The organism is Amycolatopsis sp. NPDC003861 (assembly GCF_053605405.1).
The window spans coordinates 1-16,944 of sequence record NZ_JBSGJD010000061.1 but is presented as its reverse complement, the minus strand read 5'-3'; the positions used below and the strand labels follow the sequence as shown (position 1 = coordinate 16,944).

Annotated in this window: 19 protein-coding genes and 1 pseudogene; 6 read left to right on the top strand and 14 right to left on the bottom strand. The window is 71.7% G+C overall.

The genetic code is table 11. The features are described from left to right. The 3 genes from ACWEVN_RS17555 to ACWEVN_RS17545 are packed head-to-tail and all read right to left on the bottom strand — an operon-like array spanning position 1 to position 2,812. A complete protein-coding gene (locus tag ACWEVN_RS17555) occupies positions 1-810 on the bottom strand; it encodes an ATP-binding cassette domain-containing protein (RefSeq protein WP_452051925.1) in 810 nt (269 codons plus the stop codon). Beyond that, entirely contained in the window at positions 807-1,799 is a 993-nt protein-coding gene (locus ACWEVN_RS17550; protein ID WP_449677247.1) for an ABC transporter permease, read from the bottom strand. Before ACWEVN_RS17550 ends, ACWEVN_RS17555 begins: the two co-directional genes overlap by 4 nt. After that, a complete protein-coding gene (locus ACWEVN_RS17545) occupies positions 1,796-2,812 on the bottom strand; it encodes a substrate-binding domain-containing protein (protein WP_310969555.1) in 1,017 nt (338 codons plus the stop codon). Before ACWEVN_RS17545 ends, ACWEVN_RS17550 begins: the two co-directional genes overlap by 4 nt. A 106-nt stretch (positions 2,813-2,918) precedes the next feature. Here ACWEVN_RS17545 and ACWEVN_RS17540 point away from each other — a divergent pair, with 106 nt between their 5' ends. The 3 genes from ACWEVN_RS17540 to ACWEVN_RS17530 all read left to right on the top strand — a co-directional run bounded on the left by ACWEVN_RS17540 (position 2,919) and on the right by ACWEVN_RS17530 (position 5,416). Further along, on the top strand, positions 2,919-3,956 hold the full coding sequence (locus ACWEVN_RS17540; protein ID WP_449686127.1) for a LacI family DNA-binding transcriptional regulator: 1,038 nt from the start codon (positions 2,919-2,921) through the stop codon (positions 3,954-3,956). A 70-nt stretch (positions 3,957-4,026) separates the two neighbouring features. After that, entirely contained in the window at positions 4,027-4,893 is an 867-nt protein-coding gene (locus ACWEVN_RS17535) for a LacI family DNA-binding transcriptional regulator (RefSeq protein ID WP_449686128.1), read from the top strand. 10 nt (positions 4,894-4,903) lie between these two features. Further along, on the top strand, positions 4,904-5,416 hold the full coding sequence (locus tag ACWEVN_RS17530) for a GNAT family N-acetyltransferase (RefSeq protein ID WP_452051924.1): 513 nt from the start codon (positions 4,904-4,906) through the stop codon (positions 5,414-5,416). Here ACWEVN_RS17530 and ACWEVN_RS17525 read toward each other — a convergent pair. Beyond that, entirely contained in the window at positions 5,381-6,409 is a 1,029-nt protein-coding gene (locus tag ACWEVN_RS17525; protein ID WP_452051923.1) for a glycoside hydrolase family 76 protein, read from the bottom strand. The genes ACWEVN_RS17530 and ACWEVN_RS17525 overlap by 36 nt on opposite strands. Positions 6,410-6,460: 51 nt before the next feature. On the opposite strand from ACWEVN_RS17525, the gene ACWEVN_RS17520 reads away from it, so the two are divergent. Together ACWEVN_RS17520 and ACWEVN_RS17515 are read left to right on the top strand one after the other, a co-directional pair. Beyond that, positions 6,461-8,593, top strand: a complete 2,133-nt coding sequence (locus ACWEVN_RS17520) for a molybdopterin-dependent oxidoreductase (protein ID WP_452051922.1) — start codon at positions 6,461-6,463, stop codon at positions 8,591-8,593. A 68-nt stretch (positions 8,594-8,661) separates the two neighbouring features. Beyond that, positions 8,662-9,630, top strand: coding sequence for a cellulase family glycosylhydrolase (locus ACWEVN_RS17515; protein ID WP_452051921.1), 969 nt, complete (start codon positions 8,662-8,664; stop codon positions 9,628-9,630). A gap of 1 nt (position 9,631) precedes the next feature. On the opposite strand, the gene ACWEVN_RS17510 is transcribed toward ACWEVN_RS17515, so the two are convergent. The 7 genes from ACWEVN_RS17510 to ACWEVN_RS17480 form a co-directional block, all read right to left on the bottom strand. After that, a complete protein-coding gene (locus ACWEVN_RS17510; protein ID WP_449686133.1) occupies positions 9,632-10,282 on the bottom strand; it encodes a TrmH family RNA methyltransferase in 651 nt (216 codons plus the stop codon). Positions 10,283-10,296: 14 nt separating this feature from the next. Then, the gene (locus ACWEVN_RS17505; protein ID WP_449686134.1) at positions 10,297-10,686 is read right to left on the bottom strand and encodes a DUF2784 domain-containing protein; all 390 of its coding nucleotides are present in this window, start codon (positions 10,684-10,686) and stop codon (positions 10,297-10,299) included. Between the two features lie 310 nt (positions 10,687-10,996). Beyond that, on the bottom strand, positions 10,997-11,401 hold the full coding sequence (locus tag ACWEVN_RS17500) for an Asp23/Gls24 family envelope stress response protein (protein ID WP_449686135.1): 405 nt from the start codon (positions 11,399-11,401) through the stop codon (positions 10,997-10,999). Between the two features lie 76 nt (positions 11,402-11,477). Further along, positions 11,478-11,771 carry a hypothetical protein gene (locus ACWEVN_RS17495; RefSeq protein WP_452051920.1) on the bottom strand — a complete coding sequence of 98 codons (294 nt, stop codon included), beginning with the start codon at positions 11,769-11,771 and terminating at the stop codon, positions 11,478-11,480. Next, entirely contained in the window at positions 11,768-12,130 is a 363-nt protein-coding gene (locus tag ACWEVN_RS17490; RefSeq protein ID WP_449686137.1) for an Asp23/Gls24 family envelope stress response protein, read from the bottom strand. Before ACWEVN_RS17490 ends, ACWEVN_RS17495 begins: the two co-directional genes overlap by 4 nt. Then, entirely contained in the window at positions 12,127-12,699 is a 573-nt protein-coding gene (locus ACWEVN_RS17485; RefSeq protein WP_449686138.1) for an Asp23/Gls24 family envelope stress response protein, read from the bottom strand. The genes ACWEVN_RS17490 and ACWEVN_RS17485 overlap by 4 nt, the downstream gene beginning before the upstream one ends. Beyond that, positions 12,690-13,241: an RNA polymerase sigma factor gene (locus tag ACWEVN_RS17480; protein WP_310969568.1), complete on the bottom strand. Its 552-nt coding sequence runs from the start codon at positions 13,239-13,241 to the stop codon at positions 12,690-12,692. The genes ACWEVN_RS17485 and ACWEVN_RS17480 overlap by 10 nt, the downstream gene beginning before the upstream one ends. Before the next feature lie 159 nt (positions 13,242-13,400). On the opposite strand from ACWEVN_RS17480, the gene ACWEVN_RS17475 reads away from it, so the two are divergent. Next, on the top strand, positions 13,401-13,586 hold the full coding sequence (locus ACWEVN_RS17475) for a CsbD family protein (protein WP_452051919.1): 186 nt from the start codon (positions 13,401-13,403) through the stop codon (positions 13,584-13,586). A 44-nt stretch (positions 13,587-13,630) separates the two neighbouring features. On the opposite strand, the gene pyrE is transcribed toward ACWEVN_RS17475, so the two are convergent. The 3 genes and pseudogenes from pyrE to ACWEVN_RS17460 form a co-directional block, all read right to left on the bottom strand. Further along, entirely contained in the window at positions 13,631-14,194 is a 564-nt protein-coding gene (gene pyrE / locus ACWEVN_RS17470) for an orotate phosphoribosyltransferase (protein WP_285457324.1), read from the bottom strand. Positions 14,195-14,221: 27 nt separating this feature from the next. Beyond that, positions 14,222-16,669 carry an ABC transporter permease gene (locus ACWEVN_RS17465; protein WP_452051918.1) on the bottom strand — a complete coding sequence of 816 codons (2,448 nt, stop codon included), beginning with the start codon at positions 16,667-16,669 and terminating at the stop codon, positions 14,222-14,224. Continuing rightward, positions 16,669-16,944: pseudogene (locus ACWEVN_RS17460) on the bottom strand (ABC transporter ATP-binding protein); the annotation flags it as partial. The gene ACWEVN_RS17465 and the pseudogene ACWEVN_RS17460, both read right to left, overlap by 1 nt.

The following is a 16,944-nucleotide window of genomic DNA, read 5'->3' as shown; positions in this document are numbered from 1 at the left end:
TCACTGCAAGCCGGCCACGTGGGTCGCGGCGGCCGCCTCTTCGACTTCACCGTTCTCGTTGAGCCGCAACGCGCCGGTGAGCAGGCCGACGACCTGGTTCATCGAGTGCGTCTTCGGCGAGACGACCGCGACGCGCTTGCCGAGGCGGTGCACGTGGATGCGGTCGGCGATGTCGAACACGTGCGGCATGTTGTGGCTGATCAGCACGACCGGCAGGCCGCGGTCGCGGATCCGGCCGATCAGGTCGAGCACCTTGCCGGATTCGGCGACACCCAAAGCGGCGGTCGGCTCGTCCATGATCACGGCCTCGGTGCCGAACGCGGCCGCGCGGGCGACGGCGACCCCTTGGCGCTGGCCGCCGGAGAGCGTCTCGACGGGCTGGCTGATCGACTTGATGTTGATGCCCAGCTCGTCGAGGATCCGCTGCGCTTCCGACCGCATGGTGCCGGTGTCGAGCTTGCGGAACAGCCCGAGCGGGCCCTTGAGCCGCTTTTCCCGGCCCAGGAACATGTTCGACGCGATGTCGAGCGCCGGCGCGACCGCGAGGTCCTGGTACACCGTCTCGATGCCGTAGTGCCGGGCGTCCAACGGGGATTTGAAGTGGACGGTCCGTCCGTCCACTTTGATCTCACCCTCGTCCGGGATCACCGCGCCGGACAGGGCTTTGATGAGCGACGACTTCCCGGCGCCGTTGTCGCCGACCACCGCGAGCACCTCGCCGGGCAGCAGGTCGAAGTCGGCGCCGTCGATGGCGGTCACCCGGCCGTAGCGCTTGACCAGGCCGCGGGCCTGGAGGATCGGTTCGGTCATGACTGCTGCTGCCTCCGCGCGATCCGGTCCACCACGACGGCGGCGATGAGCAGGGCGCCGGTGGCGAGGTCCTGGTAGTTGCCGTCCACGTTCATCTGCGTCAGCCCGGACCGCAGCACGGCCACGACCAGCGCACCCATCAGCGTTCCGAGCACCGAGCCGCGGCCGCCGAAGAGGCTCGTCCCGCCGAGGACGACGGCGGTGATCGAGTCCAGGTTGCCGAGCTGGAACTGGTTCGGGTCGGCGTTCGGCGTCCGGCCGAGCGCCTGCCAGGCGGCGATGCCGAAGGTCAGCCCGGCCACGATGTAGACCGACAGCACCGTGCGGTTGACCTTGATGCCGGACAGCCGCGCGGACTCCGGCGCGTTGCCGACCGCGTAGACGTGCTTGCCCCACGCGGTTTTCGTGAGCGCGTACCAGACGCCGAGGTACATCAGCAGCGCCAGTGTCATGCCGTAGGTGATCGGGATGCCGCCGAAGAGGTAGCGCTTGGTGCCGAGCCACTGCAGCAGCCCGTCGGTCACCGGCACGGCCTGGCCGCCCGCGATCAGCTTCGACACCGCGGTGAGCATGGTGAACGTGCCGAGCGTGATGATGAACGCCGGCAGCTTGATCCGGGTCGCGAGCCCGCCGATGAAGATGCCGACGATGATCGTCAGGACGACGCCGGCGAGCAGTGCGACGAAGCCGTTCGTGCCGGCCGCGGCGAGCTTGGCCATGATCAGCGTCGCGACGACCATCGAGGCCGCGTTGGACAGGTCGATGCCCGCGATGAGGATGACGAGCGTCTGGCCCAGCGCGAGCGTCCCGACGACCAGGGACTGCTGGACCACGGTGGACAGGTTGTCGAGGTCGAAGAACGTGTCCGTGGCCAGGGAGAACACCACGATCGCGACGACCAGCGCGAGCGCCGGGCCGACCGCGGGCGCGCGGAGGAGGAAGTCGCCGAGCGACTCACGCTCCCTTGTGGACACTGTCGCCGTGGTCATTTGTTGCCTCCCCAGCAGTTCTGCAGGCCCCAGGCGGAGTCGTGGCTCTCGATGCCGGGCAGGGGCTTGTCGGTGATCACGGCGGACCCGGTGTTCACGAACCCGGACGGCTTCTTGCCGGTCTTCGCGTATTCGACGGCGGCGAGCACCCCCTGCTCGGCCATCTTCTTCGGGAACTGCATGACGGTGGCGGCGAACTGGCCGTCCTTGACGTTCTGGACGCCTTCGCAGCCGCCGTCGATCGAGCCCATGACGATCTGCCCGGTGAGGCCACGCGCCTTCAGCGCCGCGTATGCGCCGCGGCCCATCGGCTCGTTCATCGAGTAGACGGCGTTGATGTCGGTGCTGCGCTGCAGCAGGTTCTCCATGCCCTGCTGGGCCAGGCTCTGGTCGCCGTTGGCCGCGGTGTGACCCTTGATCTCCGGCGAGCCGTCGGTCAGCCCGATGCCCTTGAGGAAACCGCCGTGGCGCTGGGTGTCGACCGTGCTGCCCGCCGTGCCGTCGACCATCAGCAGCTTGGGCGGGACGCCGGCCAGCGCGGCCTTGACGTAGGCGCCCTGCTGCTCGCCGGCCGCGAAGTTGTCGGTGGCGAAGGTGGCGTCGACGGCGTCGGCCGGTTCGGTGGCGGTGTCGAGCGCGATGACCAGGACCCCGGCGTCGCGGGCGTCCTTGATCGCCTTGAGCACGCCGGTGGACGAGCTGGGCGTGATCAGGATGGTGTTCGCACCCTGCTGGCGGAGGTTCTCGATGGCCCGGACCTGGCCGTCGTTGTCACCGTCGAACTGGCCGGCGAGCGCGCTGAAGTCGGCGCCGTTGGCCTGCGCGGCCGCTCTGGCGGCGTTGCGGAGTTCCACGAAGTAGGGGTTGGTGTCGGTCTTGGTCACCAGGCCGACCTTCGCCTTGCCGCTCCCGCCCGTGTTGGTGTTGCCACCCCAGTGGCGCTCGACCGTGCACCCGGTCGTCGCGGCGAGGACGGCGGCCAGCGTGAGCGCGGCGAGACTTCGCTGTCTCATGGGTTCCAGCCTTTGTTCGTGTCGAGGCTTGCCGATGGTCGGGAAGGTAGACAGACTGCTCCCTGCGCGCAAGCGTTTGCGCAAACGCTTGCCGGAAAGGATGGGTATGCCCCAGTCGAAGTCTTCGCGGCCGACCCAGCGGGACATCGCCGAGCTCGCGGGCGTCTCGATCACCACCGTCTCGCACGTGGTGAACGGGACGCGCGCGGTCGCCGAGGACACCAAGGCGGCGGTGCTGCGGGCGATCGAGACGACCGGCTACACCGGCGACGCCATCGCGCGTTCGCTGGTCACCGGCGGGACCCGGTCGATCGGGATGGCGATCTCCCTGGTGGCCAACCCGTACTTCGCGACGCTGATGCAGGCGATCGAGCGCGAGGCGTCGCTGCACGGCTACACCGTCCTGCTGGCGGACACCCACGACGCGGCGGACACGGAGCGTGACACCGTGCGGGCGCTGCGCTCCCGTCGCGTCGACGGCCTGCTCATCACCCCGGCCCCCGGCGACGGCCCGGTGATCGGCGAGCTGGTGTCCCTCGACGTGCCGACCGTGCTGATCGACCGGCTGGCCACCCGCACCGACGTCGACCAGGTCGGCTCGGAGAACATCCAGGCGACCTCGGCGCTCACCGCGCACCTCGCCACGCTCGGGCACCGGCGGATCGGGATGATCAGCGGCGTACCGGGGTTGTCGACGAGCGAGGAGCGCGTGCTCGGCTACCGGCTGGGGCTCGGCCGGTCCGGCCTGACCTGGTCATCCGACCTCGTGGCCTGCGGAAACTCTTCGCGCGAGGGCGGTGCGCTGGCGTTGAGCACGCTGCTGGCGCTGCCCGAACCGCCGACGGCGCTGGTGGTCGGGAACGACAGCATGATGGTCGGCGTGCTGCACGAAGCGCGGCGGCGCGGGCTGCGGATCGGGCGCGACCTGCCGGTGGTGGTCTACGACGACGTCGAGTGGGCCGATCTGGTCGACCCGCCGCTGACGACGATGGCACAGCCGATCGAGGAGATCGGCCGGCAGGCGGTGCGGCTGCTGCTGGCCCGGATCAACGACCCGGCCCGCAAGGCCGAAACGGTGCGGCTGGCACCCACTCTGCGTCACCGCGAGTCGTGCGGGTGTCCACCGGTTCACTCACTTCAGTGAATCTGGGTTCCTGACACCTCCGCGCGGCCGTTCAGCGGATACGTTTCCGGCTGAGCGTCTGCGAGGGCTTATGACCGCACTTTCGCCGGACCTCCGGTTGTGGGACCCCCCGGTCACCTACCGGATCGGCGTCGCGATGGGGGTGCACGCGCACCCGAACTCGGGCGAGCTGCTGCGCGCGATCCGGGCGGCCGCGGCGCAGGCGGGGTGCGACGTCGTGCTCGCGGACACCGAAGACACGGTGGGCGAAGAAGCGGCGGTGGTGCGCGCCCTGCGCGCGGACCTGGTGGACGGCGTGCTCCTGGTGCCTTCGGCCGGCGACGAAGCGGTGGTCAACGGCCTGGTCCGGATGGGCGTGCCGACCGTGCTGGTCGACCGCGTGGCCGCCCGCAACGACGTCGACCAGGTCGGTACCGAGAACGTGCACGCGATGGCGTCGCTGGTCCGGCACCTGACCGACCGGCGGCACCGCAAGATCGGCCTGATTTCGGGCGACGAGGGCCTGGAGGTCAGCCGCGAGCGCATCCGCGGCTACCGGCTCGGCCTGGAGCAGGCGGGGTTGCGCTTCAACCGCGAGCTGGTGGAGAGCGGCTTCTCGAATCCGGGCGGAGCAACCCGCGCGACGGCCAAGCTCCTGGACGGCTGGCCCTCCCCGACGGCCCTGGTGGTGGCGGACGAGTCGATGCTGGTGGGCGTCCAGTACGAGGCCCACCGCCGCGGCATCCGCATCGGCTCGGAGCTGGCGGTGGTCGGCTACGGCGACATGGACTGGGCCCGCCGCGTGAGCCCGGCGGTGACGACCCTGGTCCAGCCGATCGCCGACCTCGGCCGCCGGGCGGTGCAGCTGCTGATGTCGAGGATGGCGGACCCGGACCGCCCCCCGGAGTCGGTGTGGCTGACCCCGAAATTCCTGCACGGCGCGTCCTGCGGGTGCTGATACTGGTGCGGTGATCCGCCTCGCGCACACCGCCGACCTGCCCCCAGCCGCCCGCACCCTGGTCCACGACGTCTTCGAGAACGATTTCACCGACGCCGACTGGGAGAACTCCCTCGGCGGCACCCACGCCCTCGCCTTCGAAGGCACCGACCTGGTCGGCCACGCCTCGCTGGTCCAACGACGGCTCCTGCACGGCGGGCGGGTGCTCCGAGCCGGGTACGTCGAGGCCGTGGCGGTGCGCGCGGACCAGCGTCGGCGAGGGCACGCGAGCGCGTTGATGGCCGCGTTGGAACGCCTGCTGCCCGGGTACGACCTCGGTGCGCTGAGCGCCGCGGAGAAGGCCGTGCCGCTGTACGAAGGCCGAGGCTGGCAGCAGTGGCGTGGCCCCACCTCCGCCCTGACCCCGGACGGCATCCAGCGCACCGAAGACGAGGACGGCGGCGTGTACGTGTTCCCCGGCCGGGTGTTCCTAGACCTCGACGGCGAGCTAACCGCCGACTGGCGGGCCGGCGACGTCTGGTGACAGCGTCGCCGCGGCTTCGAGGAGCATCCACGCGCCCACCTGGACCGACAGGTCGCGCTCCGGGGCGTCCTGCGGCAGCGGCCAAGACACCGGGCGGTCCCAGTACGCGCTGAACAACGGACCCTCCGGCGCGTCGAAAGCTCCCGACCAGCACGCCTCCGCCGACGTCAGGACCAGCGCCCGGGCCGTCGCCGCCTCCGGACCGGGCAACGCCTGCGCCGCCAGCGCCAAGTACCGCGCCAGGATCGCCGCGAACAACCCGCCGTCGCCGCCGCCCTGGCCGCGGATGACTCCTCCCGGTGCGAGGTGCTCCGCCACCGCCCGCACGGTTCGGGCCGCATTGTCCACTTCGGACAGCTCAAGGCAAGCGCCGAGGTAGACCCCTTGGCAGTACGTGTAGATGTGCTTCACCAGCTCGCCGGTGTCCGCTCGGATGCCGTCCCAGACCAAGCCGGACGCCGGATCGACCAAAGTGGACGTCAGCCAGGACGTCATCTCGCGGGCACGGACCACATTTCCCGATCGGGCGTGGAAGATCGCCGCCGGGCCGTTGGCCGGGGCGTTCTTGAAGTCGTCGCCGCGGCGCCACCAGATTCCGCCTCCGGCCGCCGACGTCCAGCCCGACAGCAGTTGCGTGTCGATCGCCGCCAACGCCGGGCCGACGTCGATGCCCAGTGACGAAACCCGTTGCAGGGCAAGGCCGAGCCAGGCGATGTCGTCGTAGTAGTCGTTGATCCACTTGCCGAAGTTGCGCAGCCGCACCGAACGCACGAAGGACCGGATCGAGGCCAAGCGCGCCGGCGAAGGCGCGCGCAGCTGGGCATCGACCAGTGTGTCCAGCAGGTGGGCCTGCCACCAGTAGTTCCAGTGCCAGTGCACGCGCTGGTCCAGCGCCGCCGGCCAGCGGCTGCGGCCGAGGACCGTGCCAGGCAGGGCCCACACCCGGCGCAGGTGGCGGGAAGTCACCGCGTGTTCCGCGGCCGAGACGTCCATGTCGCCATCGTGCCTTGCCGATCGACATACCGCTCGGTATGTTCAGTGGTCATGACGACCGCCCACGTCACCTGCCCGCTGTGCGAAGCCACCTGCGGGCTCGAAGTGACGCTCGACGCGAACCAGCAGGTCACCCGCGTCCGAGGGGACGAGCAGGACGTCTTCTCCCGGGGGTACATCTGCCCCAAGGGCGCGTCGCTCGGCGCACTGCACCACGACCCCGACCGGCTGACCGCCCCGCTGCTCAAGCGCGACGGCGAGTTCGTCGAGGTCAGCTGGCAGGAGGCCTACGACGAGATCGCCCGCCGCCTCCCGCCGATCCTCGAGCAGCACGGCCGGGACGCCGTCGCCGTCTACGCGGGCAACCCCGGCGTGCACAACATCGCGCTGACGCTCTACGGCCGCGTGCTCTACAAAGCCTTGGGCACCAAGAACTTCTACAGCGCCACCTCGGTCGACCAGCTGCCGAAGCACTACTCCGCCGGCACGATGTTCGGCGACCCGCTGGCCATCCCGGTGCCCGACCTCGACCGGACGCGGCACCTGCTGATCCTCGGCGCCAACCCGCTCGTCTCCAACGGCAGCCTGATGACCGCCCCGGACATCCGCGGTCGGCTGCGCGGGATCCGCGAGCGCGGCGGCAAGATCGTCGTCGTCGACCCACGCCGCACGCGCACCGCCCAGTTCGCCGACGAGCACCACGCGATCCGGCCCGGCACCGACGCGCTGCTGCTGTTCGCGCTGGTCAACGTCCTGTTCGCGGAGAACCTCGCCGACCCCGGCCGGCTGGCCGAGCATCTCAACGGCCTCGACGACGTCCGCGAACTGGCGCAGCCGTTCACGCCGGAGGCCGTCGCGCCGCGCACCGGCATCGACGCCGAGGCGATCCGCCGGATGGCCCGGGAGCTGACCTCGGAGAACGCCGTGGTCTACGGCCGGATCGGCACCACGACCCAGGCGTTCGGCACCACCGCGAGCTGGCTGGTCGACGTCCTCAACGTGCTCACCGGCCACCTCGACGCCCCGGGCGGCGCGATGTTCCCGCTGGCCGCGTGCCAGCCCACCGGGAACCGGCGGCCGTTCGCCGTCGGGCGCTGGCGCAGCCGGGTGCGCGGCCTGCCCGAGGTCGTCGGCGAACTGCCGGTCGCCACGCTCGCGGACGAAATCGAAACCCCGGGCGAAGGCCAGGTCCGCGCCCTGATCACGGTCAGCGGCAACCCCTGCCTCAGCACGCCGAACGCCGGACGGCTGGCCGCGGCCCTCGAAAGCCTCGACTTCATGATCTCCGTCGACGTCTACCTCAACGAGACGTCCCGCCACGCCGACGTCGTCCTGCCCGGCCCGTCACCGCTCGAGCGCCCGCACTTCGACCTGGCCTTCTACCAGCTGTCCATCCGCAACATCGCCAACTGGACCCCCGCGACGCTGCCGTCGGCGCTGCCCCAGGAGTGGGAGACCATGCTGCGGCTCACCGGCATCGTCACCGGTCAGGGCCCGGAGGCCGACGTCGCCGCGCTGGACGACTTCCTCGCGGCCGACGTCGCCCGCCGCGCCGGGCTGGCGGTCACCCACGACCGGACCGGGCCCGCGCGCCTGGTCGACCTGATGCTGCGCGCGGGGCCGTACGACGTCACGCTCGCCGACCTCGAAGCCGCGCCGCACGGCGTAGACTTCGGGCCGCTGAAGCCGCGGATCCCGGAGGTCCTCTGCACCGCGTCCGGCCGGATCGAACTGGCGCCCGGGCCGATCGTCGCCGACGTTCCGCGGCTGGCGGAAGAACTCGCGAAAACCGCGGACGACCTGGTGCTGATCGGACGGCGGCACCTGAGTTCGAACAACTCGTGGATGCACAACCTGGCGCCCCTGGTCCGCGGCGGCAACCGCTGCACGGTCCAGGTCCACCCGGTCGACGCGCGCCGCCTCGGCCTCACCGACGGCGGCCTCGCCTCGGTGACGTCCCGCGCCGGAAAGCTGCAGGTCCCGGTCGAGGTGACGGAGGACATCCGGCCGGGCGTGGTGAGCATCCCGCACGGCTGGGGCCACGACGCCGACGGCTCGCGGACGCGGGTGGCGCGCGCGAACCCCGGCGTGAATTCGAACGTCCTCACCGATGAGACAGTTCTGGACCGGCCGTCCGGAACGTCGGTGTTGAACGGCATCCCCGTCGAGGTCGCCCCCGCCTGACCCTTGACACCGCGGCGAGCCGTCGAGGATTCTGCGACCGGCATGTTTACGTGAACATCGGAGTTCGCATGGCTCGCCTTCGTCACTGCCTGCTCGCCCTCCTGCTCGTTCCCCTCTTCGCCGTCCCGCAGAGCGCGTCCGCGGCCACGAACAGCTTCCGCGGCGTCAACTGGGCGGACGCCCGCGACAACTACGTCGACGGCTGGGTGATCCCGACCGGCCTGACCGCCGGGGACAGCTACGACAGCGTCCGCGGCAAGGCCGACGGCATCATCACCGGCTTCCAGCAGAAGCTCGGCGCGAACACCGTGCGGCTGCCGATCAACCCGCAGAGCGTCGGTTCGGACTGGTGGGGGCGGTACAAGGGCGCCGCCGACTCGGCCCTGGCCCACGGCATGAAGGTCATCTTCGGCTACTGGGAGGCGAACAAGGACGGCTTCGTCGACGACACGAACGCCTGGAACACCATGTGGGACCAGGTGACCGCCGACTACGGCGGCAACGGCAACGTGTACTTCGAGCCGATGAACGAGCCGTTCGGCTACAGCCTGAACGCCTGGGTGTCGCTCTGCTCGACCTGGCTGTCCCGGCACTCGGCCATCCCGCGCGGCCGGGTGCTGATCAGCGGCACCGGCTACAACGACAACGTGACCGGCGTCGGCGCGGCGAGCGCGTTGACCGGCACCCTGCTTTCGCTGCACTTCTACGGCTTCTGGGCCTCGGACACGACCCGCTCGGCGTGGACCACGAACCTCAGCAACCGGCTCGGGGCGTACTCGTCGCGGACGATCATCGACGAGGCCGGCGCCCCGATGACCACCGGGCTGGACTACTCCGCCGGCCACCAGGACGGCAACAACTTCACCGCGTACTTCGCCGCCACCACGGATCTGGCGCGGTCCCGGCAGATGGGCGTCGTCTACTGGCCCGGCCTGCGCTCCGGGGACACCTACTCGATCACGCGCCAGAGCGGCAGCGGCCTGGAGACGAACAACGCGTCGGGCGTGGTGCAGCTGCGCTGGGGCTGGGGCCTGTAGGTCACCACGCGCGGCCGAGATCGGCGTGCTGCCGGATCCAGGCGTGCATGACGATCCCGGCCGCGACCCCGGCGTTGATCGAGCGGGTCGTGCCGAACTGGGCGATCGACACGGTGAGGGCCGACGCCGCCTGCGCTTCCGCGGAGAGGCCCGGCCCTTCCTGGCCGAACAGGAGGACGCACTCGCGCGGCAGCTCGGCCGTCTCGACCGGCTGGGAACCGGGTGTGTTGTCCACCCCGACGACGGCCAGCCCCCTCTCCCCGGCGAAAGCCGCCAGCCCGGTGACGTCGTCGTGGTGGCGCAGGTGCTGGTAACGGTCGGTCACCATGGCGCCGCGCCGGTTCCAGCGGCGGCGGCCGACGATGTGCACTTCGGCCGCGGCGAAGGCGTTGGCCGTCCGGACCACGGTGCCGATGTTGTGGTCGTGCTGGAAGTTCTCGATCGCGACGTGGAACGGGTGCCGCCGGGTGTCCACATCGGACACGATGGCCTCGCGGCGCCAGTAGCGGTAGGCGTCGACGACGTTGCGGCGGTCGCCGTCCCGCAGCAGCTCGGGGTCGTACCGCTCGTCCGCGGGCCACGCACCCGGCCACGGGCCGACGCCGACCTCTTCGCGGCTCACCCACTCGGTAGGTCCGGGTGTGGAATTCACCCGGTGATTGTCGCTCAGCCCAGGTGGACCGGGCGCACGTGGGTTTCCTCGTCGTGGCGGTGGCGCCACCGGTGGTAGACGCCGACGTACGAGTACGCGACCAGCACGACCGCGATGATCCCGATCGCCGGCAGCCACGACTGCGGGAAGACCGTGCCGTAGAGGTAGTAGGCGTTGAACCCGCCGGGCAGGTCGCCGAGGCCCTGCTGGTGGCGGAAGTAGTTCTCCAGCGCGGTGAGCGGGCACGGCACCGGGGTCACGTTCACCAGCACGCCCCAGGCCGCGGCGAACATGTGGACGAAGATCAGCTTCGGCCAGCGCCAGGCGACGAAGCCGCCCAACCCGATGAGCGCCAAGGCCAGGATGTGCACCACGACGGTCACGTCGGCCAGGAACTTCGCCATCGCACCCCCTCCACCGATCCCCCTACCAGCGACTTTACTCCGCTACGCGGATCCGGCCGCCCTCAAGAGTGCCCCGGCGTGTGATTTTTAACCCAGCGGAGCAACCCATTCACCTGCGCGGTGACGGAGGGGTTACACCGGGTGGGAATTCCGGTGGCCGCTTGACGGGGTACCGCGTCGGCTCCTCGTGCGGGTACTGGTCGGGCGCACCGTCCGGTTTCGTCCGGTTCGGGTCGGCTGGGCGTTGCGGTTCCGGCGGCTCCTCCATGCCCCGACGGTACGCCCGAGCCCACCGCCCGGCAGCCGGATTTCACTCGACGCGATCGCTGACGGCCGGCTCCTCGTCGCCCGCGATGTGGACGTCGGTGACGTTGATGTTCACCTCGACGACCTGCAGGCCGGTCATCTGCTCGATGGCCGTCACCACGTTGCGGCGCACCGAGCGCGCCAGCTCCGCGATGGGCACGCCGTACTCGACGAGCACCTGCAGGTCGACCGCCGCCTGCTTCTCGCCGACCTCCACCGACACGCCCTGGCCGACGCTGGCCGACGCGCCCGGGATGCGGTCGCGGAGGGCGCCGAACGCGCGGGCCGCGCCGCCGCCGAGGTCGTGCACGCCGTGGACTTCGCGCGTCGCCAGGCCGGCGATCTTCTGGACCACCGTGTCCGCGATGGTCGTGGTGCCCTGCTTGGTGACGAGTGCGGTCTCGGTCATGGTTCCTCCCTGGATGTCCTGCGCGGCAAGGCTTTCCGCCTTGTTCGTAGCTAAGGACACAAAGGACTGGAGACCCTCACTGTGACGTGGGTCTCGCGAACGCCGCGCCGTCGAGGTCGGTGACTTCCAGGCGCAGCCGCGCGTCTTCCCACGCCGTGCCGGCCAGCACCTTGCGCACGGCTTCGGCCGCCCGGTCGAGCAGCGGCGGGATGGGCAGCCGGGTCGCGATCAGCCGGATCCGGACCACCTCCGGGTTCAGGTCCACCGCCAGGCCGTCCCGGCCCACCGGCAGCACCGGGGTGGCCGGGCGGAGGCCGGCCACGTCCGCGAGGGCGCCGACGATCTTCTCGACGGCTTCGTCGGCGGTCACCGGGTTTCCGGCTCGATGTCCAGAATGGACACCGACACCTCGGCGACGACCAGGCCGGTCTGCTCGGCCACGACCCGCGTCACCGCGCGCTGGACCGCGCGGCCCACCGCGGCCGCCTGGTCGGCCGCCGCCGTGACCAGGTCGAGGTGGACCGTCACCCGGCCGTCGGTGGTGCGGACCCGGACGCCGTCCGACGGCGCCGGGTCGAGCCCCTTCCAACGCTGCCGGGCCGCGCGCGTCCACGCCGTCACCAGGCCGCGCAGGCCCGGTTCGAGGCGCACCACCCCCGGCGTCGTGATCGCCGCCCGCGCCGCCACACTGGCGATCACCGGATCGGCGATGACGTAGTCCACGCTCATTCCCCTGGCCCCCCGACCGTGTCTTCCCCGGCAGTGTCTTCCTCGAAGATGTCGTCCACGAGCAGGTCGAGCCGCACCAGCGTCAGGCCCACCCGGGCCGCGGCCGCCGCGGTCACCCGCTCCCGCACCTTCGCCAACGCTTCGCCGCCCGCGGCGTTCCGCAGGCTCACCGCGAGGGTGAGGTCCACCTCGACCCCGCCGGGGCCGGTCCGCACCCGGCAGCGCCGCGCCCGGACGCCGTCGACCGTGTCGGCCGCGTACCGCAGCACGGCCGCCACCGCCTGCTCGCTGACCTCGACGAACCCGGGCTCCGGGGTGGGCAGCGGCACCATCGAGCCGCGCCGCACCTCGGCCCGCACCGCCGACATGATCCGCCCGAACAGGTCCGGTGACGGCGTGTCCTCCTCGGCCAGCAGCTCGGACGTCGCTTCGCGCAACGCCAGCAGGCTCTCACGCGCGGCCGCGCAGTGCGGGCAGGTCAGCTCGTGCTCGTCGGCTGCCGCGTCCAGCCGTTCCCACACCTGCTCGACATCGCGTTCGCAGGGCAGTTCGTAGTCCGTCATCGCCATGGCTTCATCACCTCCGCCAGCTGGGCACGGGCGCGCGCGATCCGGCCGCGGACCGCGGTCGCGTTGACGCCGACGATTTCGCCGATCTCGTCGTAGGACCGGCCGTGCACTTCGCGCAGCAGCCAGCACGCCCGCTGTTCGGGCGTCAGCTGCGCCAGCGCCGCGTTCAAGGCGGCGAGCTGGCTGCTCACCTGCACGGCCCGCTCCGGCTGCAGATCGGCCCGCGGCGACTCGGCGGTGTCGAGGTCGACGTCGGCCTGCGGCTTGCGCGAGCGGATCGTGTTGAGACAGCGGTTCGTGGTGGCCCGGTAGAGCCAGCCGACGAACGCGGCGTCCTCGGTGAGCTGGCTCAGCTTGCGCCAGGCGTTCAGGAACACCTCCTGCACGACGTCCTCGGCGTCGCCGCGGTGGGCGAGCATCTTGACGGCGAGCCGGAACATCGGCCCCTGGTAGCGCAGCACGAGCTGTTCGTACGCCCGGACGTCGCCGTCCCGCGCGCGGCCGACGAGGGTCACGTCGTCGAGCGGCGTAGTCGTCGTCACGGCACCTCCTCGCAGGGAGGACACCGGCGGGCGGAAAACGTCACGCAGTGATTCTGGGTGACGGAGGTCACCGGGGCGACTCCGTGAGGTTCACGCGTCGCGGTGGTCCTTCCGGCGCAGGGTGCCCCGCCGGGGCGCCGCCGGAACGGGAGGTGCGCCATGTCGCTGGGCGACAAGATCAGCAACAAGGCCGAGGAGCTGGGCGGCAAGGCCAAGGAGGCCGCCGGCGACGCGACCGGCGACGAGCGGCTGCAGGCCGAGGGCCAGGCCGATCAGGCGAAGGCCGGGCTGAAGGACGCGGTCGAGAACGTCAAGGACGCCGCGAAGAAGCTGTTCGACAAGTGAGCCGGGCGGACCGGGGACCTGCGCGGTCCCCGGTCCGGCGGCACTCAGTCCAGGCCGAGGTCGTCCTTGCCGAGGATGTACCGGTACTCCAGGCCTTCCTTCTCGATGGCCTCGCGCGCGCCGGTGTCGCGGTCGACGACCGTCACCACGCCGACGACGTTCGCGCCCGCCTCGCGCAGCGCCTCGACCGCCGTCAGGACGCTGCCACCCGTCGTGGACGTGTCCTCGACCGCCAGCACGCGCTGGCCGCGGACCTCCATGCCCTCGATGCGGCGCTGCATGCCGTGTTCCTTGACCGCCTTGCGGACGACGAACGCGTCCAGCACGACGCCGTCGGAAGCCGCCGAGTGCAGCATCGCCAGCGCGACCGGGTCGGCGCCGAGCGTCAGGCCGCCGGCCGCCACGTAGTCCCAGTCCGCCGTGAGCTGGCGCAGGAGCTTGCCGATCAGCGGCGCGGCCGCGTGGTGCAGCGTCGCCCGCCGGAGGTCGATGTAGTAGTCGGCTTCCTTGCCGGACGCCAGGGTCACTTTTCCGTGCACCACGGAAAGATCGGTGACCAGCCTGGCCAGTTCGAGTTTCGCCGCTTGATCCAACCCGGGGTTCGCCACGGCCGTGAGTCTTACACACGGCCGGGATCACTCACCGACGGATGTGGCGTCGACCGCACGCCCGCGCGTCGCGGCCCAGGCCGGGACCAGGATCGCCACGAGCGCGAGCACCACGGCGATGGCGAGCACCGTCAGGTAGATCGCCACCGGGCCGGACGGCAGCAGCGAGCCGGTCACCACCAGGCAGAACGGCACGATCGCGCCGGCCGCGACGAGCGTCCCGAGCAGCACCGCGATGGTCGCGATCAGGCCGCCTTCGACTCCCGCCATGCGCAGCACCTGGCCGCGGGTGAAGCCGCTGAGCCGCTGCACCCCGAACTCGCGGCGCCGCCGCGCGGTGGCCGTCACCAGCGTGTTCACCACGGAAATCACCGTGTACGCGAGAATCATCCCGACGAGCAGGTAATTGACCCAGGCGCCGACCTCGTTGCCCTTCGCGTGCGCCGCGATCAGCGTGCCGCGGTCGCCGACGAGCACCGGCAGCCCGGCGGTCGCCTCGCGCAGGCGTGCCGTCAGCACCGCCGGGTCGACGCCGGGAGCGGCCTGGACCAGCAGCTGCGGGGCGAGCCCGAGGGTCGTGTGCGGGGCCAGCAGGTCCGCGGGCAGCACGAGCCGTTCGAACCCGGGACGCTGGTCGACGACGGCGGTGACGCGCACGTCCACCGGCGTACCGTCGCCGAGCCGCAGCGACAGCGTGTCGCCGACGCGGTGGCCGAGCGTCGACGGCACCTCGACGGCGTTCCCGGTCAGCTCGCTGACGCCCAGCGCGGGCCGGCCGTCGTCGTGCTGGCCCGAGTCGAACGGCTTCTCGACGAACACCGTGCTGGTGACGTACTCCGAGGCACTCGCGACCCCGGGGGTGGCGCGGACCCGGCCCAGCACGGACGGGTCGAGCCCGCCCGGGCCGGCCACGACGGCGTCCGCGCGCAGATCCTCGGTGTAGGCCTGGTTCGAGACGGCTTCCTGGGTGGTCTGCAGGTAGATGTTGGCGGTCGCGATGCCGACCGCGAGCATGATCGGGGTGACCGCGCCCGCCGCCCGCACCGCGCCGACCCGGGTGTTGCGCAGTGCGACCCGGCCGTTGACGCCGGTCAGCGCCTCCACCGGCCAGCGCAGCAGCGTCGCCATCAGCTTCGTCACGCCGGGGCTGATCGCCGCGAGCCCGAACGCCCACAGCATCACCGCCGGGCCGGCCGTGCTGGCCGCGACCGGGCCGGTCATCACCGCGACCGTGACGATGCCGAGTGCCGTCCCGCCGCCGAAGCACAGGATGGCGGTGATCAGCCGGATCGGCGTCAGCCAGCGGCGTTCGACGGCGGCTTCGGCGAGCGCCTCGGTCGGGCGGATCCGCGAAGCACGGCGTCCCGCCACGAAGGCCGCACCCACGACGGCCAGCAGCGACGCGCCCGCGGCGACCACCGCCGGCACCCAGCCCTGCTCGAACCGCAGCACGTCGGGGACGACGTGGTGGTCGGCGAGCTGACCGAACAGCCACTCCCCGAGCACCGGGCCGAGCGCCACCGCGCCACCGACGGCGAGCAGCGCGACGACCAGCGCCTCGCCGAGCACCATCCGCCGCAGCTGGCGCGGAGTGGTGCCGACCGCGCGCAGCAGCGCGAGTTCCCGCTGCCGCTGCTGCGTCGACAGCGTCAGCGTGCCCGCCACGACGAACACCATGACCATCGCCGAGAGCCCGCCCGAGACGGCGGCCAGCACGATCAGGTTCTCCCCGCTCTTGCCCGTCTCGGGGAACTCGAAGGCACCACGGTCGACGCCGGTCGCCACCACCCCGGCGTCCCCGACGGCCGCGGTCACGGCAGCGACGTCGCCGCCGAAGACGCCGATGGTGTCGAACCGGCCCGGGTGCCCGGACAGCCGTTCGGCGTCCGGAGCCGCGAAGAACACGGCCGCGTCCCGCATGGGCTGCGGGGCTTGCGCGATCCCGGAGATCCGGAACGGGCTGACCCTGCCGTGCGCGGCGATCGGCAGCGTGTCCCCGACGGCGAGCCCGAGCCCGGCATCGACGACGACCTCGCCCGGCTTCGGGGCGGCGCCCGTCAGCGTGTACGGCGTCAGCACGGCGGAATCCCACGCGTGCCCGAGAGCGCTCGCGGCGCCGATCTGCGCCGGGAAGCTGACCTCGCCGACGACGCCGGTGACGCCCGGAACCGCGCGCAGGCGGCCGGCCAGCGCCGCGTCGAGCCGGACGCGCTCGGGCAGGGTCGCGTTCTCGAACTTGTGCTTGTCGTCGGGTTCGAGGGTCGCCGGGTCGTCCTCGGGCAGCTCGATCGTCTGCTGCCCGCCGACCACGATCGGCGCCGCGGCCAGTCGCTGCACCGGCGTTTCGGACCGGATGCCGGTCTCCATCAGGCCACCGCACGCCGAGACGACCAGCGCGCCGAAGAACACGGCGACGAACGTCGCCAGGAAGCCGCCCTTGCGCAGGCGGAGGGTCCGCAGAGCCAGCTTGAACATCAGGCCGCCACCCGGCCCCAGGCCCCGAGGTGGGTCATCCGCTCGGCGACGGCTTCCGCGGTCGGCCGGGCCAGCCGCCCGGCGATCCGGCCGTCGGCCAGGAACACGACCTGGTCGGCGTAGGACGCGGCGACCGGGTCGTGCGTCACCATGATCACCGTCTGGCCCGACGACCGGACGGAGTCGCGCAGCAGGCCGAGCACCTCGGCGGCGGTGCGGGTGTCGAGCGCGCCGGTCGGCTCGTCGGCGAACAGCACGGCGGGGTTGGTGACCAG

Excerpts from the sequence above, each read along its gene's own strand:
- ACWEVN_RS17505 (WP_449686134.1), bottom strand. The coding sequence starts at position 10,686 with ATGGCGAAGTTCCTGGCCGACGTGACCGTCGTGGTGCACATCCTGGCC.
- ACWEVN_RS17490 (WP_449686137.1), bottom strand. The coding sequence starts at position 12,130 with ATGAGCGTGGACTACGTCATCGCCGATCCGGTGATCGCCAGTGTGGCG.
- ACWEVN_RS17550 (WP_449677247.1), bottom strand. The coding sequence starts at position 1,799 with ATGACCACGGCGACAGTGTCCACAAGGGAGCGTGAGTCGCTCGGCGAC.
- ACWEVN_RS17545 (WP_310969555.1), bottom strand. The coding sequence starts at position 2,812 with ATGAGACAGCGAAGTCTCGCCGCGCTCACGCTGGCCGCCGTCCTCGCC.
- ACWEVN_RS17515 (WP_452051921.1), top strand. The coding sequence starts at position 8,662 with ATGGCTCGCCTTCGTCACTGCCTGCTCGCCCTCCTGCTCGTTCCCCTC.
- ACWEVN_RS17475 (WP_452051919.1), top strand. The coding sequence starts at position 13,401 with ATGTCGCTGGGCGACAAGATCAGCAACAAGGCCGAGGAGCTGGGCGGC.
- ACWEVN_RS17485 (WP_449686138.1), bottom strand. The coding sequence starts at position 12,699 with ATGGCGATGACGGACTACGAACTGCCCTGCGAACGCGATGTCGAGCAG.
- ACWEVN_RS17520 (WP_452051922.1), top strand. The coding sequence starts at position 6,461 with ATGACGACCGCCCACGTCACCTGCCCGCTGTGCGAAGCCACCTGCGGG.
- ACWEVN_RS17555 (WP_452051925.1), bottom strand. The coding sequence starts at position 810 with ATGACCGAACCGATCCTCCAGGCCCGCGGCCTGGTCAAGCGCTACGGC.
- ACWEVN_RS17535 (WP_449686128.1), top strand. The coding sequence starts at position 4,027 with ATGACCGCACTTTCGCCGGACCTCCGGTTGTGGGACCCCCCGGTCACC.
- ACWEVN_RS17525 (WP_452051923.1), bottom strand. The coding sequence starts at position 6,409 with ATGGACGTCTCGGCCGCGGAACACGCGGTGACTTCCCGCCACCTGCGC.
- ACWEVN_RS17540 (WP_449686127.1), top strand. The coding sequence starts at position 2,919 with ATGCCCCAGTCGAAGTCTTCGCGGCCGACCCAGCGGGACATCGCCGAG.
- ACWEVN_RS17500 (WP_449686135.1), bottom strand. The coding sequence starts at position 11,401 with ATGACCGAGACCGCACTCGTCACCAAGCAGGGCACCACGACCATCGCG.
- ACWEVN_RS17465 (WP_452051918.1), bottom strand. The coding sequence starts at position 16,669 with ATGTTCAAGCTGGCTCTGCGGACCCTCCGCCTGCGCAAGGGCGGCTTC.